The following is a 15,831-nucleotide window of genomic DNA, read 5'->3' as shown; positions in this document are numbered from 1 at the left end:
TGCAGCTCGGCGACCGATCTGTCCTCAGCTACCTCGTCAAACCGCTCTCCGATCAGATCGCAAAGGCCTGGCGGGAACGGTGATCGAGCCTCCTACCGGATGGGATCAGTACAGGTCGTAGGCCCAGCGCATCAGGGGGTTGTCCAGAAGCGCGCTATCAACGCTGTCGGCAGCGCGGGCATCCCGGAGTTCGGCCCTGAAACGGCCGGGCGAGATGGCGAACGCGCCCGCAAAGGCGCGACTGAAATGGCTCTGGCTCGCGAACCCGCAGGTATTGGCCAGGACGGCAATGCTCAGTCCTTCGCCGGGGCGCCGCAGGGTACGACGTGCGGCGTCTAGCCGGTGACGCTGGATAAATTGCCGGACGCCGCCCTCGTCCTCGAAGATCCGGTAGAGGACGGAGCGGGAGACCCCTATCCCAGCGGCGACGGCGTCGACGTTGAGGCGGGGATCCGGCAGGTGCTTGGCGATGAACGCGTCGGCCTGCGAGCGGCGCAGGATCTTCTCCGAATCGACCGACAGCCTACGCGGGGATGCCGTCTCGCCGGACAGGCTGAGGGCAAGTAGTTCGGTCACGGCCCTGGCCGCATGGTCCGTTTCGCCGGGACATGGTTGCCGGTCATGCCGGATCAAGGAGGCGGTGAAGTCCGCCAGCAGGCCGGCCGTCGCCGCGTTGAGGACAGCACCGTGGATCCGGTCGACGGTGCCCAGCACGGCCTGCACATGCTCCCGCGCAAGTTGGACCGTGTAGAGATGGGCACCTTCCATGCGCGACCGATGCGGATGGGACGTATCGACGATAGATACCTCGCCGGGCTTCAAGCGACGCTCCGCCCCGGCCGGCCCGGCCACGAGTTCGCCGGACTTCAGCATATGCAGGGCGAAGTGGTCGAATCCGTCCCGCCGCGCCCGCGCCGTCGTCCGGCCATGCTGAAGGCCGCTCACTTGGCGCTCGAACACCTGCATGCGCGGGACATGCAGCACTCGGACTGCAGCGCCGAACCGCCCTTCGGTCCGATCTACGTCTGCCGCAAGGCCGTAGAGCCGATGGTAGGCCTCGAATCCCTCGGATTCCGGCCCTGCACGACCGACAGCCATCATGACCTGCCGATCGCGCCCAACCTCCTGAAGCAGATCTTCTCGGCCGCGCGGCCCAATACGGTCTGGCTCGCCGACATCACCTACCTGCCCACTGGCGAGGGCTGGCTCTACCTGGCTGCCGTGCTCGATCTCGCCACCCGCAAGATCGTCGGCTGGTCCATGCGCGATCACATGCGGACCGAGCTGACGGCGGCCGCCCTTATGATGGCTACCCAACGACAAAGACCGGGTGCCGGGCTCATCTGTCACTCGGATCGTGGCAGCCAATACGCCGCCGAGGCCTATCGCAAACAGCTCGCCGACATGAAGGCGACGCCCTCCATGAGCCGGACGGGCTGCTGTTACGACAACGCTCCCATGGAGAGCTTCTTCCACACGCTCAAGGTCGAACTCGTTCACCAGCGACGATGGATGACCCGGGACGAGGCTCGCCGCGACCTGTTCGCTTACATCGAAGGATACTACAATCGGCAGCGCATCCACTCGGCACTCGGTTACATCACCCCCGAGCACGCCGAGCGGAACGCGAGCTAACCTCCTGTCCGTGGAATCGGGGGAGGATCAGTCTAGGCCTCCTGGCCCTCGAAGATCGTTGGCCTCCGGGCCTGCTGGCCCCTCGAATACCCCTGGCCTCCGGGCCTGCTGGCCCCTCGAATACCCCTGGCCTCCGGGCCTCCTTAATATCAGCCGCCTGAAATTTCCTGGCTTCCGCGAAAAAAAGTCCCCGCCTGAGACCCCATGCGGTGGCCGACCCTACCCCGGAAGACTTCGGACCCCCCTACCCCCCGCTCTCCAAACACCTGATACGTGGCCACATCAGCCCTGTGACGGGCACAGACCTGAGTCGGTTAGGGGAGAAGCAGTCGATTTGCCTCCCCCCTGAAAAGTGGTCCTCCTTAAGGTATGGCTTCGAGCCATGTTGGACTTGACCCCGTTTGTGGTCCACGGCCTATGCAAGTTCTCGGGGAGTTGCTCTGCTCTTTCTCGACGCCAGCGGGCGGTGTCCCTGAGGACGTCAGCAAGCGCCTCACGAGCTTCATGGATTTTGGACATGAGGGTTCTCCTCCTGGATCATGCCAGGTCATTCCGCTGCATCGGCAGCAGATCTCGGGATTTCGATGAGGCGGAGACCGGGGCGTCATGAAGTCAGCGACCGTGAACCCAGCCAAGATATTAATAGTAGTTACAGAAGTGACACTGGCCTCAGTGGTTACACTTCTGGCACTGGATCAGCGCTACAAGTGACACTGGCAAAAAGTCAGAAATGTCACTGGCTTTTGAATTTACGAACCCGCCGAATTACCGGGTCTCGCTGGTCTTTGATTTCCGATAAATTACGCCGGCTTGATGCTTCCTCGCGTGCGGCGGCTGCGACCCGTTCGGCCTCCGCCAAAGTTTCGAAGCGTTTCCACCGGATGGTGACAGCGCCATTTTCTGAGGTTGGCAGCCAAGCCAATCGGAAATGGCTCGGCTCTCCGGTGAACTCTCCCCAACCCCGAGTGCCTTTCCGCGTCATCTCTATGAAGCCGAGGGCAAGGGCCTCAGCAATTGCTCTGCGAATGCTACCCCGCCGAATGCCAGCGTGTTCAAAATCATCGTAGGTGACGGGCAGAGCACCGTTCTGTCCGCCACCATGGCTCATGTGCTCCACACAGACTCGATCGACAGCAAGGCGAGCATTTTGAGACATCGCCCTCCATGCTGGGCTCTCCAGCATTTCGCGGGTGAACCAAACGAACGCTTGGCCTTTTGGGACGCTGTTCGATTTCCTGAATTTCGAGTCGAGGAATTTGCCCGTCGAGCGTCCTGTGGCGTCGGCCCTCCTAGCTGTGACGTGTTCGCTCATGCCGCTCCTCCAGGTGCGAGAAGGAAAGTCCAGCATGCTGCTCGAATGCTGCACTCTATGGCCTGGATCTCCGCGGACACGGCAGCTGGATCGATCCCGCGACGCTCGAGGGCTGCCCTTTGGATGCTCAACTGACGCTGCAAATGCGCCTCGGCTTTCGCAGTGCTGGAAGCAGCCGCCATGTGAGCAGCATGGCGCTGGATGAAGCGGCGATCCTGTACCCGCGGAAATGGGAGGATCACCCCGCTCATGCTGCGCTCTCCTGTTTTTCGATCCAAGAGAGGATCGTTGAGCGCCGAGCGCAGAGGGTGCCACCGAGCTTGAAGCAAGGAAGCCCCAGCTTGTCGGCCGAGTGATAAACTCGACGCCGATTTGCCTCCGTTGCATCACCAAACATGAAAGCGGCGATGGCGTCGGCGCCCGTCATAAGATCCTCGGCGAGTTGTAAGCCGGGATCGTTCACGCCTAGCAGGCGTGTTGATACATTGGCCATTTTGATAATCTCCGCTATTTTGCGATTGTATTTCCAACAGCTCTCAATGTCCGCTGTGTGAAAATAGTGGTATCGAAGCGATCGCCTTGATAATCTTCGCCACTACCTACAAACAGAAGCTGTGCGTAGGTACTACGCGTTTGGAAGTCCCGGAACCTCAAACCAGCTTTTGATTGACCTTTGATGAAGACAATCTCTAGACTGATATGCCTGTCGATCTTCAGGCACATATCTGCTTTGCTAATTCCACCCTTCGGAAAATCAACATTATTGAAGATGAATTCTCCTAAGGGTTCTATTTTTTCTTGCTCGGGTCCAGACATAACAATCAACCGCGCCAAAAACTCACCGAAGGAAATGTCGTTTTCCCAAATTTCGTTGAGAAGATCGCGTCCCTTTACAGACAGGCCGTTCGCATTCTTCAGTTTGAACATCCCGTATTTTTCAACGCAGTCCGCAGCTTCCTTCGATGAGGCCGAAGCGTTGACACCTATTAAAAGATTTGCGGCATCCTGAGCTGACATTTTTGCAGCGGAAAGCCCCCTACCTCCTTTTGAAATAAGCCCCTTTTCGCGAACATTGATTCCAATTCCTCTGACGGTTATTTCGTCCATCTCCTCAATCGCCGCGATTGATTTGACGAGATCATTAAAGAACGCCATCGCGCAGCCCCATGTCGAAAAAAATTACATGACTCGGTGGACGCGTCAAGCGCCATATGTAAAAATCTTACATGGCGATGTGTTTCGTAGTGGTTTACGAAGCCATGCGCCAGATTTATGCAATGGATGTAATAGGATGGCGACAATTCGAAAGCGGACGCTACCAAGCGGTAAGTCGGTTTGGTTGGCAGGGTACGTCGACGGGGAAGGGAAAAGGCGGTTCAAACAGTTCCCAACCAAAAAAGAGGCGGATGCCTTCCTCACCAGAGCTAAGAGTGAGGTCGCAGCCGGGAGCCATGTGCCGGACCGAACCGCGAGCACGGTTGATCAGGCCTACGCGTTGCTCATCACAGCGCTTAAGGCAGACGAGGCCGCAAGATCAACGATCGAGAATTATCGGACTTATTACGGTGGCCATGTGCGTCCCTTTCTGGGTACGCGGTTTCTCCCAAAGCTTCACCCTGCTGATGTCGGAGATTGGCTGGAGAGGTTGAGAGTCGATGGCCGCACAGACGACACGTGCCGGCGGGCACGCATTGTGCTCGGGGCAGTCTTTGACGAGGCAATTCGACGGCGGCTGGCCTTTACCAATCCTGTTCGCTCGCTTCGCAGCCGGAGGAAGACACGCCGTGCGGAGATCCGCGACGCTGAGGATACGATCCGCGTCCCAGAGCGCGAGTCCGTGCGGGCGCTGCTGGCGGCGGCAGCGGACGTAGAGGGACTGTTTCTCGTGGCTCGAGAGCGCTCCACCTCGGGGCTCCGAACAATTGAGGTCCGCCGTGTGGTGCCCGGTCATCCCATCAAAGCTCTGCGTGCGTTCAGAGCAGACCATGTGGGAGCCGAGGTAGAGGCGTTTCGTCCAACGCCATGGCTTCGGCCAATGCTGGCAACGATGGCCCTTGCAGGCCTGCGCATTGGAGAAGCTAGAGGATTGGCGTGGGGACGAGTGATGCCGGAACACCTCGAGGTGCGTGAGGGCGTCGATCGGTTCAACAGCCTGGATCGGGTGAAGACGGTTGCGGCGTTGCGCAACATCCCGATCGGGCCACAACTCGCTACGATCCTGGGTAACTGGAGGGCGATCAACGGCAGGTCTGAAGGCCTGGTTTTCCCTTCAGATGCGGCGACACCTCTGGGCTATCCAAATATCGTCAATCGCCAAATCGGCCCTCTCCAAATCGCGCTTGGGATCGTTGCTGTGGATGGCTCACCTCGATGGACTCCTCACAGCTTTCGACACTTCGCAGTGTCTCTCTGGATCGACGAGGGCGCCAACATCAAACAGGTGAGCGAGTGGGCCGGGCACGAGTCCCCTGAGTTCACGCAACGCGTATATGGACACTTGTTTTCGGCCGGCCGTGCGGATCGCCGTGCCGCTACGGCAGGTGAGCTTTCCGTCCTGGGATCGATTGAACCTGCAACACAAGCGCAACACGGCAATGATAACGCCGTAAAATCCTCAACCGCGGCAACAATTTAAATTTCGGATATACCCGCCTTGTAAGCGGTAGGTCGCGAGTTCAAGTCCCGCAACCGGCACCACTTTTCCTGGCACGTGTTAGAATTTTGGTTCTGGGTTTCGACGCAGGGCCGAAAAATTGCTTTGGCCGCCGAACCGGACCTCCCGTTCCATCGAAACCGCCAATAGCCCGCGCGCTCATCGGGCGCGGACAGGCGAAGCGGATCCTCGCAGGGTTCGGCGACGGAGCGGTGAGGACGCGTCCCGCCCGTAGGAAGGACGCGCCCCGCATCGACCCGCTGCTACTGCGAGAGGGCTGCCAATTCCGCGAGGCCGCCGCCATCCACATAGGCCTTTCGGAAGCTGTCGCGGGCCTTCCAGCGCTGCCAGAAGTGGTCGAGGTGCTCGAACCGCTCGTCGAGCGGCGTGGCGACGGGACCGAACTTCGAGAAGGCGATGGCCGTGCAGAGGGTGATGTCCGCGAAGGTCGGGTGCTCGCCGCCCAGCAGCCAGTCGCGGCCTTCGGCCAGGTGCCGGTCGACGAGGGCGGCGTGCGACAGGGCCTCCTTGCGGCAATGCTCGCCCCATTGCGGATTGCTCGTCAGTTCGAGCTTCGGCCCGAGACCCTGATGCAGGACGTGGAACTGCGTCGTGAGCCGATAGAGGATCTGCACCCAGACACGATTGTCCCACATCGCGTCGAGCCCCTGCGCGAGGGGCGTTTCACCGGTGATCCTGCGGCCCGCGTGGTGCGCATCGAGGTAGCGCACGATCGCGGACGATTCCGACAGGTAGGTGCCGTCGGGCAGTTCGAGCGTCGGTGTCTCGCCCCACGGGTTCATCTTGAGATGGCGCCAGCCGCGCTGTTCCCCTTTCGGGGCCATGTCGTAGATCACCTCCTCAAAGGCATCGGCGATGCCCTTCTCATGCAGGAACAGGCGAAGGCGCTGGGGGTTCGGGAACGCCGACGGCGACGTGTAGATCCGAGTTTTGGTCGACAAGGAGGAACTCCGCGGATGGGGAACGACCGGTCGCTGGACCGGCCCATGAGGACCGACGAGGTCGGCCAATGTTCCGCGCCCGGTGCGATTGCGCCCAGGCCAAGCGACATGCCGTCAGCCCCCTCTCCACCCGGGGCCCGTCACGCATCGACCTCGCAACCGGAATCTTTGGGGCCCGCGCAGCCCCCTCGAGCCCAAAGGCCCCCACTGCCCCGTTGCGAAAGGCCGCCGCATGGGCTACCAGAGCGACACGGTCAGCACCCGTAGCTCAGCTGGATAGAGCGTTGCCCTCCGAAGGCAAAGGTCACACGTTCGAATCGTGTCGGGTGCGCCATTTCCCTACAGAATTGTGAGCATTTGGCGGGCTCGTCGGGCCGGCGTGCGATGCGCAGTTTTATTCTGTCGCCAATGCGCCAGTGAAGAACCTGTATACGACGCCTCCCAGCCTCCGCCAATCTCGTGCCACGCCACTACGGGACCGCGCACCTGGAACGCGAGTGCGGCGGCGAGCGGCCCGTGCACGCGACGGCGCGCCGTAGCCTCGGTTCGAACGCCGAAGCGCGATGGCCGCGTGGCCGGCAGCGTTCGGGGAGCGAATGGCACGGGATCGCGTTGAACTCCATGACCCGCCATGCCAGGATAGCCACGATGCCCATGAACCGACTGGCTGAGACCGAAGCGTGCCTTGCCCGCACCGATAGCGTCTGGCGCTCCGAGATGACGCGGCGGTTCGGTCCGGACGGCGTTCTGGAATTCGGATACCGCGCGGAGGGCCGGGGCGAGGATGGAACGCCGATCCGTCGCGCCTTCGAGGCACGGCGGCAGGCCGTCGCGCTCTGGCGGCACGAGCGACGCACCGGAAGCTAGGGCGGCGGGGGATCGAACGGGCCGATGTGGTTCACCTCCGTCCTCGCCCTGTGGTCCGCCTATTGGGCCGCGATGTTCGCGCAGGTCGCCCACCTGCGCTCGCTGGACGATGGCGCGGGTGTCGTCGCCTTCTCATGGCTGTCCAGAGGCCTTCTCGCGGTCGGCGCCGGGCTCTTCCTCGTCGCCAAGCTGTCCCCGCACGGCCAGGGCCTTTAGAATCAGGCCCTCGCGTGTCTCGGCGAAGGCGTCCTTCGCGGCTCCCCCGTCCGTGTCCCGCCGGAAAAGGGCTTTCGTCGGCGGACCGGGCCTATTTCCGGCATTCCCGCTGAGCGATGATCAATGGCCGGAGAGTGAGGACGATGTCCGGCACGGGAATCGAGCTTTTTCGACCCGTTTCAGCAAGAACTCTGCTAAGGCTATCCCTTCGGCTCATGAGAGAGGGACGCGTCCGCATCCCTTCGGTGAACTCGCCCGACGAGAAAGACCCCTCATGACCCACGAGAAGCCGAACATGGAATTCTCGGACCTGACCGGACGAGCGACCCAGGACGGCATCACGGTCACGGTGAACGTCTACCGTTTCGCCGGCACGCAGGACCCCTGGACCCTGGAGATCATCGATCCGGCGGGATGGTCGACGATCTGGAGCACCACCTTCGTGTCCGACGAGGATACCCTCGACGCCTTCACGGAAGCCGTCGAGGAGGGAGGTGGCATGCGCGCCTTCCTGGAGCCGCCCCCGACGCTGCACTGAGCAGCGGCGGGCGACAGTCGCTCGAACACGCGGGGCCCGCCCGCCACGGCCATGCGCGGACATCACCGCGGTGATGATACCTTCGGAGAAAGCCTATGCGCATCCTTGTCGGTTGCGAGATGACCTACGCGTTTCCCCAGCCCACGCCGGTCATCGCGACCCTCAACGTGCATGCGTCGCGGGTCTCCGACCTCGAGCGCCCGGACCACCTCGTCACGAGCCCCTCCGTGCCTCTGGAGGGCTACCGCGACAGCTTCGGCAACTGGTGCCAGCGCATGATAGCGCCGGCCGGCACCTTCACGCTGAAGACTGAGACGGTGGTGCGCGACGCGGGACGCGGGGACCAGCCCTGCGTCGACGCGCCGGAGACGCCCGTGGCGAAGCTTCCGACCGACAGCCTGCTGTTCCTGCTGGGGAGCCGCTACTGCGAGACGGACCGTCTCTCGCAGATCGCCTGGGACCTGTTCGGCCATCTTCCTCCGGGCTGGAGCCGCGTCCAGGCCATCTGCGACTACGTGCACGACCGGATCACCTTCGGGTACGAGCATGCGCGCGCCACGCGGACCGCTTTCGACGTGTTCGAGGAGCAGCGCGGCGTCTGCCGCGACTACGCGCATCTCGCCATCGCGTTCTGCCGCTGCCTGAACATCCCGGCCCGCTACTGCAACGGCTACGTCAGCGACATCGGCTTACCGCTGCCGCACGCCCCGGGCGACTTCGCGGCCTGGATGGAAGTCCATCTCGACGGCCGCTGGCACACCTTCGATCCACGCAACAACGCCTCGCGGATCGGCCGCATCCTGATCGCCTACGGGCGCGATGCCGCCGACGTGCCGCTCACCCTGACCTTCGGGGCCAACACCCTGACCCGGTTCGTGGTCACGACCGAGGAAGCCCCGCCCATCGCCTGACGCGCGCCGCGCGCGTTCCTTAAGCCCCGGCGCCGAGAGGCGCCCCACTCCAACACCCTGGCGCCGAGCGGCGCCCCATCCCAACCCGGAGAGACCCATCATGAGCCAGACCGACATGCTCGCCGAGAACGTCACGATCGCGGACCTCGCGGGCCGCAGGGCGGATCGCCTCGAATACCTGAAGGGCGTCTACCTCAACATGGTCCCCGACCAGGCCAGCAATCCGACCCTGCGCGTCCGCCTCAGCCGCCTCGGCGTGGGGGTTCGCCCGGCCTACCGGATCGAGCGCGACGACACCGACGGTCAGACCGTCGTCATGGGCTTCTACCAGGGCGACAAGCACAAGCCCCTGCCCAAGCGGCTGCACGATTGCGACGGGCCGACCTGGAGCAAGGAGACCATGAGCTACGTCGATCTGCGCACCCTCCACAACGGTGCAATCGGAGCGTGAGGCGTCGATGATCGAGTTCTTCGACCGCGCCGGCTCCGAGGCCGCGTTTTGCCAGGACGGCCGCTCCCTGTATCTCTGGAACGGCAAGGCGGCGGCCTTCATCCTCGACGACAAAGTCTATGCCTATGACGGTCGCTTCATCGGCTGGGCGGACCGGGGCTGGATTTCGGATGAGGACGGCGCATGCCTCCTCTTCGAACACGACGCGGTCGGCGGCCCCCAGAAGCCGCAGCGGCGCGCGAAGACTACGCCCGGCCCACGTGGCGCGAGGCCGTCCCGCGCCGAACCGCACGACGCCCCACCGCGGCCCTCCGCATCCCTGGTCTGGTCCGACCGGGTTCTCTCCGATCTGATCTAACGTCGCGCAAACTTCACCGGCTCACCGGCTCGATCCGCCGAGCAGTGCGCCGGTGAAGGCGCATTTTTCAAGATACCGAACCGGCGGCCCCTGGCCTGCTCCCGGAAGCGCGGTTCTGCGTGCGGCGATCCCGGTGCCTCAGCCGCCCGCCGTTCCGGCCATGATCGTGACGTAGACCGGACGCCCCTCCGGGCCGCCCCGGGTCAGCCGCACACGCCAGAGCGGCGGCACCCGCTGCCAGCCGGCCTGCGGGCCGATATCCGTCACGCTCAAGGTCCAGGGCTCGCCGTTGGAGAAGGTGCCCTGCTCGATCCCGGCCTGCAGGCCGCGCGCGGCGCGCAGCGCCACGATGCCCGGCGCCTCGTCGCTGACGATGTCCGCGGACGCGACCCGACCAAGGCCGAACTGCGTGCTGCCCGCGACCTGGAGCGCCGTGACGAGGCCGATGGCCACGATGGCAAAGGCCACCAGGACCTCCACCAGGGTGAAGCCCGCTTCCGTCTCCGCGGCCGACGTCGCGTTCCGCATCACATACCCTTCGCGGGGCCTGCCCTTCGCTGGCCTGCCCATCGCTGGGCCTGCGCGAGGCCGGCCCGGCGCGCCCCGCGATCACGCCGCGGGCCGATCCTGACACAGACACGTCGCGCAGGCGAGGCGGGCATCCGCGCACGGCGCGACGCCGGAGTTGTCGGATCGCCGGGACGCGGTACTCTGTCGGTCAGGGAGACACGCCGATGACCACCTCGACGACGGCCGACAGGGCCGCGCCCTCGATCTATGACCGGGACCTCGACCGGAACCCGGCCAATTATCAGCCGCTGACGCCGCTCAGCTACCTTGACCGGGCGGCACGGGTGTTTCCCGACCACACCGCCATCATCCACGGCCCTCTGCGGCGCAGCTACAGTGAACTCGACGCGCGCTGCCGCCGCCTCGGCGCGGCGCTGGCGGCGCGGGGCATCGGGCGGGGCGACACCGTCGCGGTCCTCCTCGCCAACACGCCCGAGATGATCGAGTGTCATTACGGGGTGCCGATGACGGGGGCCGTCCTCAACACCCTGAATACCCGCCTCGATGCCGCCGCCCTCGCCTTCTGCCTCGACCACGGCGAGGCCCGGGTCCTGATCACCGACCGGGAATTCTCCAAGATCGTGGCCCCGGCGCTGGCCCAGGCCCGGGTGAAGCCCCTGGTAATCGACGTGGACGACCCGGAATTTACCGGACCCGGCGAGGCCGTGGGAAGCCTCGGCTACGAAGCCCTGCTGGCGGAGGGCGACCCGGCCTGGGACTGGGCGATGCCCGGCGACGAGTGGGACGCAATCTCCCTGAACTACACCTCGGGCACCACCGGCGACCCGAAGGGGGTGGTCTACCACCATCGCGGCGCCGCCCTGCTCTGCCTCGGCAACGTGATCACGGGCGCGCTCGGGCAGCACCCGGTCTATCTCTGGACCTTGCCGATGTTCCACTGCAACGGCTGGTGCTTCTGCTGGACCCTGTCGGTGGTGGCCGGCACGCATGTGTGCCTGCGCCAGGTCCGCGCCGGCGCGCTCTACCAAGCGCTCGCCGAGCACGGCGTCACCCATCTCTGTGGCGCGCCGATCGTGATGCAGCTCCTGCTCAACGCGTCCAATGCCGAGCGCCGTCCCCTGCCCCACCGGGTCGCCTTTCTCACCGCCGCCGCGCCCCCGCCCCAGGCGGTCCTCGGCGCCATGGGGGCGGCCGGCTTCGACGTCACCCACCTCTACGGCCTGACCGAGACCTACGGCCCGGCCGTGGTGAATGCCTGGCACCGGGACTGGGACGCCCTGGACGCGGACGCCCGCGCGGAGAAGATGGCGCGCCAGGGCGTGCGCTACCCCGTGCTCGAAGGCTTCGACATCCGGGACCCCGAGACCTGCGAATCCGTGCCGGCGGACGGCGAAACCATGGGCGAGGCGATGTTTCGCGGCAACGTGGTGATGCGCGGCTACCTGAAGAACCCGGAGGCGACCCAGGCCGCGTTCAAAGGCGGCTGGTTCCGCTCCGGCGACCTCGGGGTGAAGCACCCGGACGGCTACATCCAGCTCAAGGACCGCTCGAAGGACATCATCATCTCAGGGGGCGAGAACATCTCCTCGATCGAGGTCGAGGACGCCCTGTTCCGCCATCCGGCCGTCTCCGCTGCGGCGGTCGTCGCCCGCCCCGACGCGAAATGGGGCGAGACCCCGATGGCCTTTGTCGAGCTGAAGCCCGGCGCCACCGTGGAGGCCGACGCCCTGATCGCCTGGTGCCGCGAGCGGCTGGCCGGCTACAAGCTCCCGCGCCACATCGTGTTCGGCGAATTGCCGAAGACCTCGACGGGGAAGGTGCAGAAGTACCTGCTGCGGGAGCGGGCGAAGACGGAGTGAAGAGCCGCTCCACCCGTTGGCCTGAATTCAGCGAACCGGAAAACGTGTGGCTTCTCCCGGAAGCCGCGTCGTCCCCCTCTCCCTTTGACCAAGCCGCAAGTCGCAAAAAGAAAAGGCCGGGACGATGCCCGGCCTCCTCGATCGATCCTGAAAACGCGGTGGCTTACGCCACCCCGCCCGAGCGCTCGAAGCGCTTGCGCTCGTTCGGGTCGAGGTAGGTCTTGCGCAGGCGGATCGACTTCGGCGTGACTTCCATCAGCTCGTCGTCCTGAATCCAGGCCAGCGAGCGCTCCAGGGTCATGCGGATCGGGGGCGTCAGGCGCACGGCCTCGTCCTTCGAGGTGGTGCGGATGTTGGTGAGCTTCTTGCCCTTGAGCACGTTGACCTCGAGGTCGTTCTCGCGGTTGTGCTCGCCGATGATCATGCCCTGATAGACCTTGGCGCCGGGCTCGATCATCATCGGGCCGCGATCTTCCAGGTTCCACATGGCGTAGGCCACGGCCTCGCCCTTGTCGTTGGAGATCAGCACGCCGTTGCGGCGGCCGGGCATCTCACCCTTGTAGGGCTCGTAGGCCTTGAACAGGCGGTTCATGATCGCGGTGCCGCGCGTGTCGGTCATGAGCTCGCCCTGGTAGCCGATGAGGCCACGGGTGGGCGCATGGAAGACGAGGCGCAGGCGGGAGCCACCCGACGGCTTCATCTCGATCATCTCGGCCTTGCGCTCGGACATCTTCTGCACGACGACGCCGGAATACTCCTCGTCGACGTCGACCACGACCTCCTCGACCGGCTCCAGCACGCCGTCGTTCTCGTCCTTGGAGAGCACCACGCGGGGACGCGAGACCGCGATCTCGAAGCCCTCGCGGCGCATGGTCTCGATGAGGATGGCGAGCTGCAACTCACCGCGGCCCGAGACGAAGAACGAATCCTTGTCGGCCGCCTCCTCGATCTTGAGCGTGACGTTGCCCTCGGCCTCCTTGAACAGGCGGTCGCGGATCATGCGGCTCGTGACCTTGTCGCCCTCGGTGCCGGCGAGCGGCGAATCGTTGACGATGAACGACATGGTGACGGTGGGCGGATCGATCGGCTGGGCCTGGATCGGGGTCTCGACCTGGGGATCGCAGAAGGTGTCGGCCACCGTGCCCTTCACGAGGCCCGCGATGGAGACGATGTCGCCGGCTTCACCCACGTCGATGGGCGCGCGCTCCAGGCCGCGGAAGGCCAGGATCTTCGAGACGCGGCCGGTCTCCACCAGCTTGCCGGTGCGGTCCATGACCTTGATGGCCTGGTTCGGCTTGACCGTGCCGGACGCGATGCGGCCCGTGATGATGCGGCCGAGGAAGGGGTTGGCTTCGAGAAGCGTGCCGAGCATCCGGAACGGACCCTCCTCCACCTTCGCCTGGGGCACATGCTCAAGCACGAGATCGAAGAGCGGCGCGAGGCCCTGGGTCTGGTCGCCGTCCGGCGCCGTCGCCATCCAGCCGGCGCGGCCCGAGCCGTAGAGGATCGGAAAGTCGAGCTGCTCGTCGGTGGCGTCGAGCGCTGCGAAGAGGTCGAACACCTCGTTCACCACCTCGGTGATGCGCGCGTCCGGACGGTCGACCTTGTTGATCGCCACGATCGGCTTCAGGCCGATCTTGAGAGCCTTGCCGACCACGAACTTGGTCTGGGGCATCGGGCCTTCGGCGGCGTCGACGAGCACGATCACGCCGTCCACCATCGAGAGGATGCGCTCCACCTCACCGCCGAAATCGGCGTGGCCGGGGGTGTCGACGACGTTGACGCGGGTGTCCTTCCAGACGACCGAGGTCGCCTTGGCCAGGATGGTGATGCCGCGCTCCTTCTCGAGATCGTTCGAGTCCATGGCGCGTTCCTCGACGCGCTGGTTCTCACGGAACGATCCGGACTGCGACAGCAGCTTGTCGACGAGCGTCGTCTTGCCGTGGTCGACGTGGGCGATGATGGCGATGTTGCGAAGCTTCATAGGGTATCCGGAAGCGAGAAGAGCCCGTCACGCGACGGGCCGCAGGAATGCGGCCGGCTGCGCCGGGTCACGGGATCGAGCTATCGCGTCGCAATATAAGGTGTGGGCCTCCGGGGCAAGGGGCGCCGGCGCAGGGCCTCCATGCCTTCGGGCCTCGTCAGGCGCGGACGGCCGCGCGGGCGCGGTGTCGGCCGAGGGCGGTGACGCAGACGAACGAGATCGCCGCGAGGGTGGTGCCGAAGACGGCGATCGGCCACCAATGGCCCTGGAAGCGCTCGGCCAGGATGGTGCCGATGATCGGGGTGAGCCCGCCCGCCACCGCGCCGCAGACCTGATAGGCCACCGAGATCGCGGTGTAGCGCACCCGCGTCGGGAAGGCGCCGGCGACGTAGCCGGCGATCACCGCGTAGAAGGTGGCGCTGCCGACGACGTTGAGGGCGAGCCCCAGCATCAGGGCCGGCACCGAGCCGAGATCCACGAGGAGAAACAGCGGATAGGGCGCCAGCATCGCCCAGATCAGGGTGCCCTGGAGGAACAGGCGCTCGTTGCGGATGAGCTCGGCGATGCGCGCGCCCACCGGCGTCATCACCAGCTGGACGCAGGCCGCCACCAGCAGCGCGTCGAGGATCGTCGCCCGGGGCAGGCCGAGATACTGGGTCGTGTAGGTGATCATGAAGGTGTTGAAGAGGTAGACCGACCCGATCGCGAAGGTGTTGGCGCCCGCCGCCAGCACGAGCGGCGTCAGGGCGGTCGCCAGAACCTCCCGGATCGGCGCCGGTGCCGGCCCCGCCGCGCGGCTCTTCTCGAAGTCCGGCGATTCGCCGACGCCGAGGCGGATGAACAGACCGACGAAGAGCAGGACGACGCTGACGAGGAACGGCAGGCGCCAGCCCCAGGCGAGGAAGCTCTCCTTGTCCATCAGCCCGGCGAGGCGGAAGGCCAGCAGCGACAGGATCTGCCCGGCCGGGCTCCCCAGCTGGGCGAAGGATGCGAAGAAGGTCGCGCGCCCCGTCGGCGCGTGCTCGGCGGCGAGCAGCACCGCCCCGCCCCACTCGCCGCCCACCGCGATGCCCTGGAGGATGCGCAGGCACACCAGCGCGATGGGCGCCCAGATCCCGATGCTGGCATAGGTCGGCAACAGGCCGATGCCGGTGGTGGCGAGCCCCATCATCACCAGGGTGACGACGAGGGCCTTCTTGCGTCCGAGCCGGTCGCCGACATGCCCGAAGACCAGGCCGCCGAGGGGGCGGGCGAGGAAGCCCACCGCGAAGGTGCCGAAGGCCGCGAGCGTCGCCACGAAGGGCGTCGCCTCGGCGAAGAACAGGGGCCCGAACACCAGGGCGGCGGCGGTGCCATAGATGAAGAAGTCGTACCACTCGATGGTGGTGCCGACGAAGGCCGCGATGGCGGCCCGCGCGGGCTGGCGTGGGGCGGCGTCGGGCGTCGGGCTCATGGGGACCTTGCTCAACCGGGACGTTGGGGCAGCGGGATCGGGCGAAGGGGCAGCTTAGCCGCCCACATCCCGCGCGCCAGGGCTCCGCAAGGCACGGGCCG

The 15,831-nt window shown here is 65.2% G+C and carries 17 protein-coding genes, 1 tRNA gene and 1 pseudogene; 10 read left to right on the top strand and 9 right to left on the bottom strand.

Annotated elements, in window-relative coordinates; all coding sequences use genetic code 11:
* Nucleotides 1–105 precede the first annotated feature (105 nt).
* Complete coding sequence (locus MFF30_RS03785; protein ID WP_373320836.1) at nt 106–1,098, bottom strand: helix-turn-helix domain-containing protein; 993 nt, start codon at nt 1,096–1,098, stop codon at nt 106–108.
* Here MFF30_RS03785 and MFF30_RS03780 point away from each other — a divergent pair.
* Nucleotides 1,072–1,635 (top strand): annotated as a pseudogene (locus tag MFF30_RS03780) (IS3 family transposase); the annotation flags it as partial. The gene MFF30_RS03785 and the pseudogene MFF30_RS03780 sit on opposite strands and share 27 nt — an antisense overlap.
* A gap of 733 nt (nt 1,636–2,368) precedes the next feature.
* Here the strand turns inward: MFF30_RS03780 and MFF30_RS03775 are convergent.
* The 4 genes from MFF30_RS03775 to MFF30_RS03765 are packed head-to-tail and all read right to left on the bottom strand — an operon-like array spanning nt 2,369 to nt 4,102.
* Nucleotides 2,369–2,947 carry a hypothetical protein gene (locus tag MFF30_RS03775; RefSeq protein WP_238276736.1) on the bottom strand — a complete coding sequence of 193 codons (579 nt, stop codon included), beginning with the start codon at nt 2,945–2,947 and terminating at the stop codon, nt 2,369–2,371.
* Nucleotides 2,944–3,198, bottom strand: a complete 255-nt coding sequence (locus MFF30_RS26130; protein ID WP_354465704.1) for a DUF6074 family protein — start codon at nt 3,196–3,198, stop codon at nt 2,944–2,946. The genes MFF30_RS03775 and MFF30_RS26130 overlap by 4 nt, the downstream gene beginning before the upstream one ends.
* Nucleotides 3,195–3,440 carry a DNA-binding protein gene (locus MFF30_RS03770; protein WP_238276734.1) on the bottom strand — a complete coding sequence of 82 codons (246 nt, stop codon included), beginning with the start codon at nt 3,438–3,440 and terminating at the stop codon, nt 3,195–3,197. Before MFF30_RS03770 ends, MFF30_RS26130 begins: the two co-directional genes overlap by 4 nt.
* A 14-nt stretch (nt 3,441–3,454) precedes the next feature.
* On the bottom strand, nt 3,455–4,102 hold the full coding sequence (locus tag MFF30_RS03765; protein ID WP_238276732.1) for a hypothetical protein: 648 nt from the start codon (nt 4,100–4,102) through the stop codon (nt 3,455–3,457).
* Nucleotides 4,103–4,130: 28 nt separating this feature from the next.
* Here MFF30_RS03765 and MFF30_RS26060 point away from each other — a divergent pair, with 28 nt between their 5' ends.
* The gene (locus tag MFF30_RS26060) at nt 4,131–5,582 is read left to right on the top strand and encodes a tyrosine-type recombinase/integrase (RefSeq protein WP_306424557.1); all 1,452 of its coding nucleotides are present in this window, start codon (nt 4,131–4,133) and stop codon (nt 5,580–5,582) included.
* A 281-nt stretch (nt 5,583–5,863) separates the two neighbouring features.
* On the opposite strand, the gene MFF30_RS03755 is transcribed toward MFF30_RS26060, so the two are convergent.
* On the bottom strand, nt 5,864–6,562 hold the full coding sequence (locus MFF30_RS03755; protein WP_238276730.1) for a glutathione S-transferase family protein: 699 nt from the start codon (nt 6,560–6,562) through the stop codon (nt 5,864–5,866).
* A gap of 257 nt (nt 6,563–6,819) precedes the next feature.
* Between MFF30_RS03755 and MFF30_RS03750 the strand changes: the two genes are divergently transcribed.
* The 7 genes from MFF30_RS03750 (at nt 6,820) to MFF30_RS03720 (ending at nt 9,903) form a co-directional block, all read left to right on the top strand.
* A tRNA-Arg gene (locus tag MFF30_RS03750) sits at nt 6,820–6,896 on the top strand.
* Nucleotides 6,897–7,216: 320 nt separating this feature from the next.
* A complete protein-coding gene (locus MFF30_RS03745) occupies nt 7,217–7,429 on the top strand; it encodes a hypothetical protein (protein ID WP_238276728.1) in 213 nt (70 codons plus the stop codon).
* 24 nt (nt 7,430–7,453) lie between these two features.
* Entirely contained in the window at nt 7,454–7,645 is a 192-nt protein-coding gene (locus MFF30_RS03740; RefSeq protein WP_238276726.1) for a hypothetical protein, read from the top strand.
* Between the two features lie 274 nt (nt 7,646–7,919).
* Nucleotides 7,920–8,183, top strand: a complete 264-nt coding sequence (locus MFF30_RS03735) for a hypothetical protein (RefSeq protein ID WP_238276724.1) — start codon at nt 7,920–7,922, stop codon at nt 8,181–8,183.
* 95 nt (nt 8,184–8,278) lie between these two features.
* Complete coding sequence (locus tag MFF30_RS03730) at nt 8,279–9,094, top strand: transglutaminase-like domain-containing protein (protein WP_238276722.1); 816 nt, start codon at nt 8,279–8,281, stop codon at nt 9,092–9,094.
* Between the two features lie 100 nt (nt 9,095–9,194).
* Nucleotides 9,195–9,545 carry a hypothetical protein gene (locus MFF30_RS03725; RefSeq protein ID WP_238276720.1) on the top strand — a complete coding sequence of 117 codons (351 nt, stop codon included), beginning with the start codon at nt 9,195–9,197 and terminating at the stop codon, nt 9,543–9,545.
* A 7-nt stretch (nt 9,546–9,552) separates the two neighbouring features.
* On the top strand, nt 9,553–9,903 hold the full coding sequence (locus tag MFF30_RS03720; RefSeq protein WP_238276718.1) for a 4-fold beta flower protein: 351 nt from the start codon (nt 9,553–9,555) through the stop codon (nt 9,901–9,903).
* A 138-nt stretch (nt 9,904–10,041) separates the two neighbouring features.
* Here the strand turns inward: MFF30_RS03720 and MFF30_RS03715 are convergent, their stop codons facing one another.
* On the bottom strand, nt 10,042–10,431 hold the full coding sequence (locus MFF30_RS03715) for a type IV pilus modification PilV family protein (RefSeq protein ID WP_238276716.1): 390 nt from the start codon (nt 10,429–10,431) through the stop codon (nt 10,042–10,044).
* Between the two features lie 206 nt (nt 10,432–10,637).
* On the opposite strand from MFF30_RS03715, the gene MFF30_RS03710 reads away from it, so the two are divergent.
* Nucleotides 10,638–12,293 (top strand): acyl-CoA synthetase, encoded by a 1,656-nt coding sequence (locus tag MFF30_RS03710; protein ID WP_238276714.1) that lies wholly within the window; start codon nt 10,638–10,640, stop codon nt 12,291–12,293.
* Nucleotides 12,294–12,456: 163 nt separating this feature from the next.
* Here the strand turns inward: MFF30_RS03710 and typA are convergent, their stop codons facing one another.
* Nucleotides 12,457–14,277, bottom strand: a complete 1,821-nt coding sequence (gene typA / locus MFF30_RS03705; RefSeq protein ID WP_238276712.1) for a translational GTPase TypA — start codon at nt 14,275–14,277, stop codon at nt 12,457–12,459.
* 157 nt (nt 14,278–14,434) lie between these two features.
* On the bottom strand, nt 14,435–15,730 hold the full coding sequence (locus MFF30_RS03700; RefSeq protein WP_238276696.1) for an MFS transporter: 1,296 nt from the start codon (nt 15,728–15,730) through the stop codon (nt 14,435–14,437).
* Nucleotides 15,731–15,831 lie beyond the last annotated feature (101 nt).

Source organism: Methylobacterium goesingense, from assembly GCF_022179225.1.
In the GTDB taxonomy this organism is placed as follows: Bacteria; Pseudomonadota; Alphaproteobacteria; order Rhizobiales; family Beijerinckiaceae; genus Methylobacterium; species Methylobacterium goesingense.
This window is presented reverse-complemented; position numbering and strand designations above follow the sequence as displayed.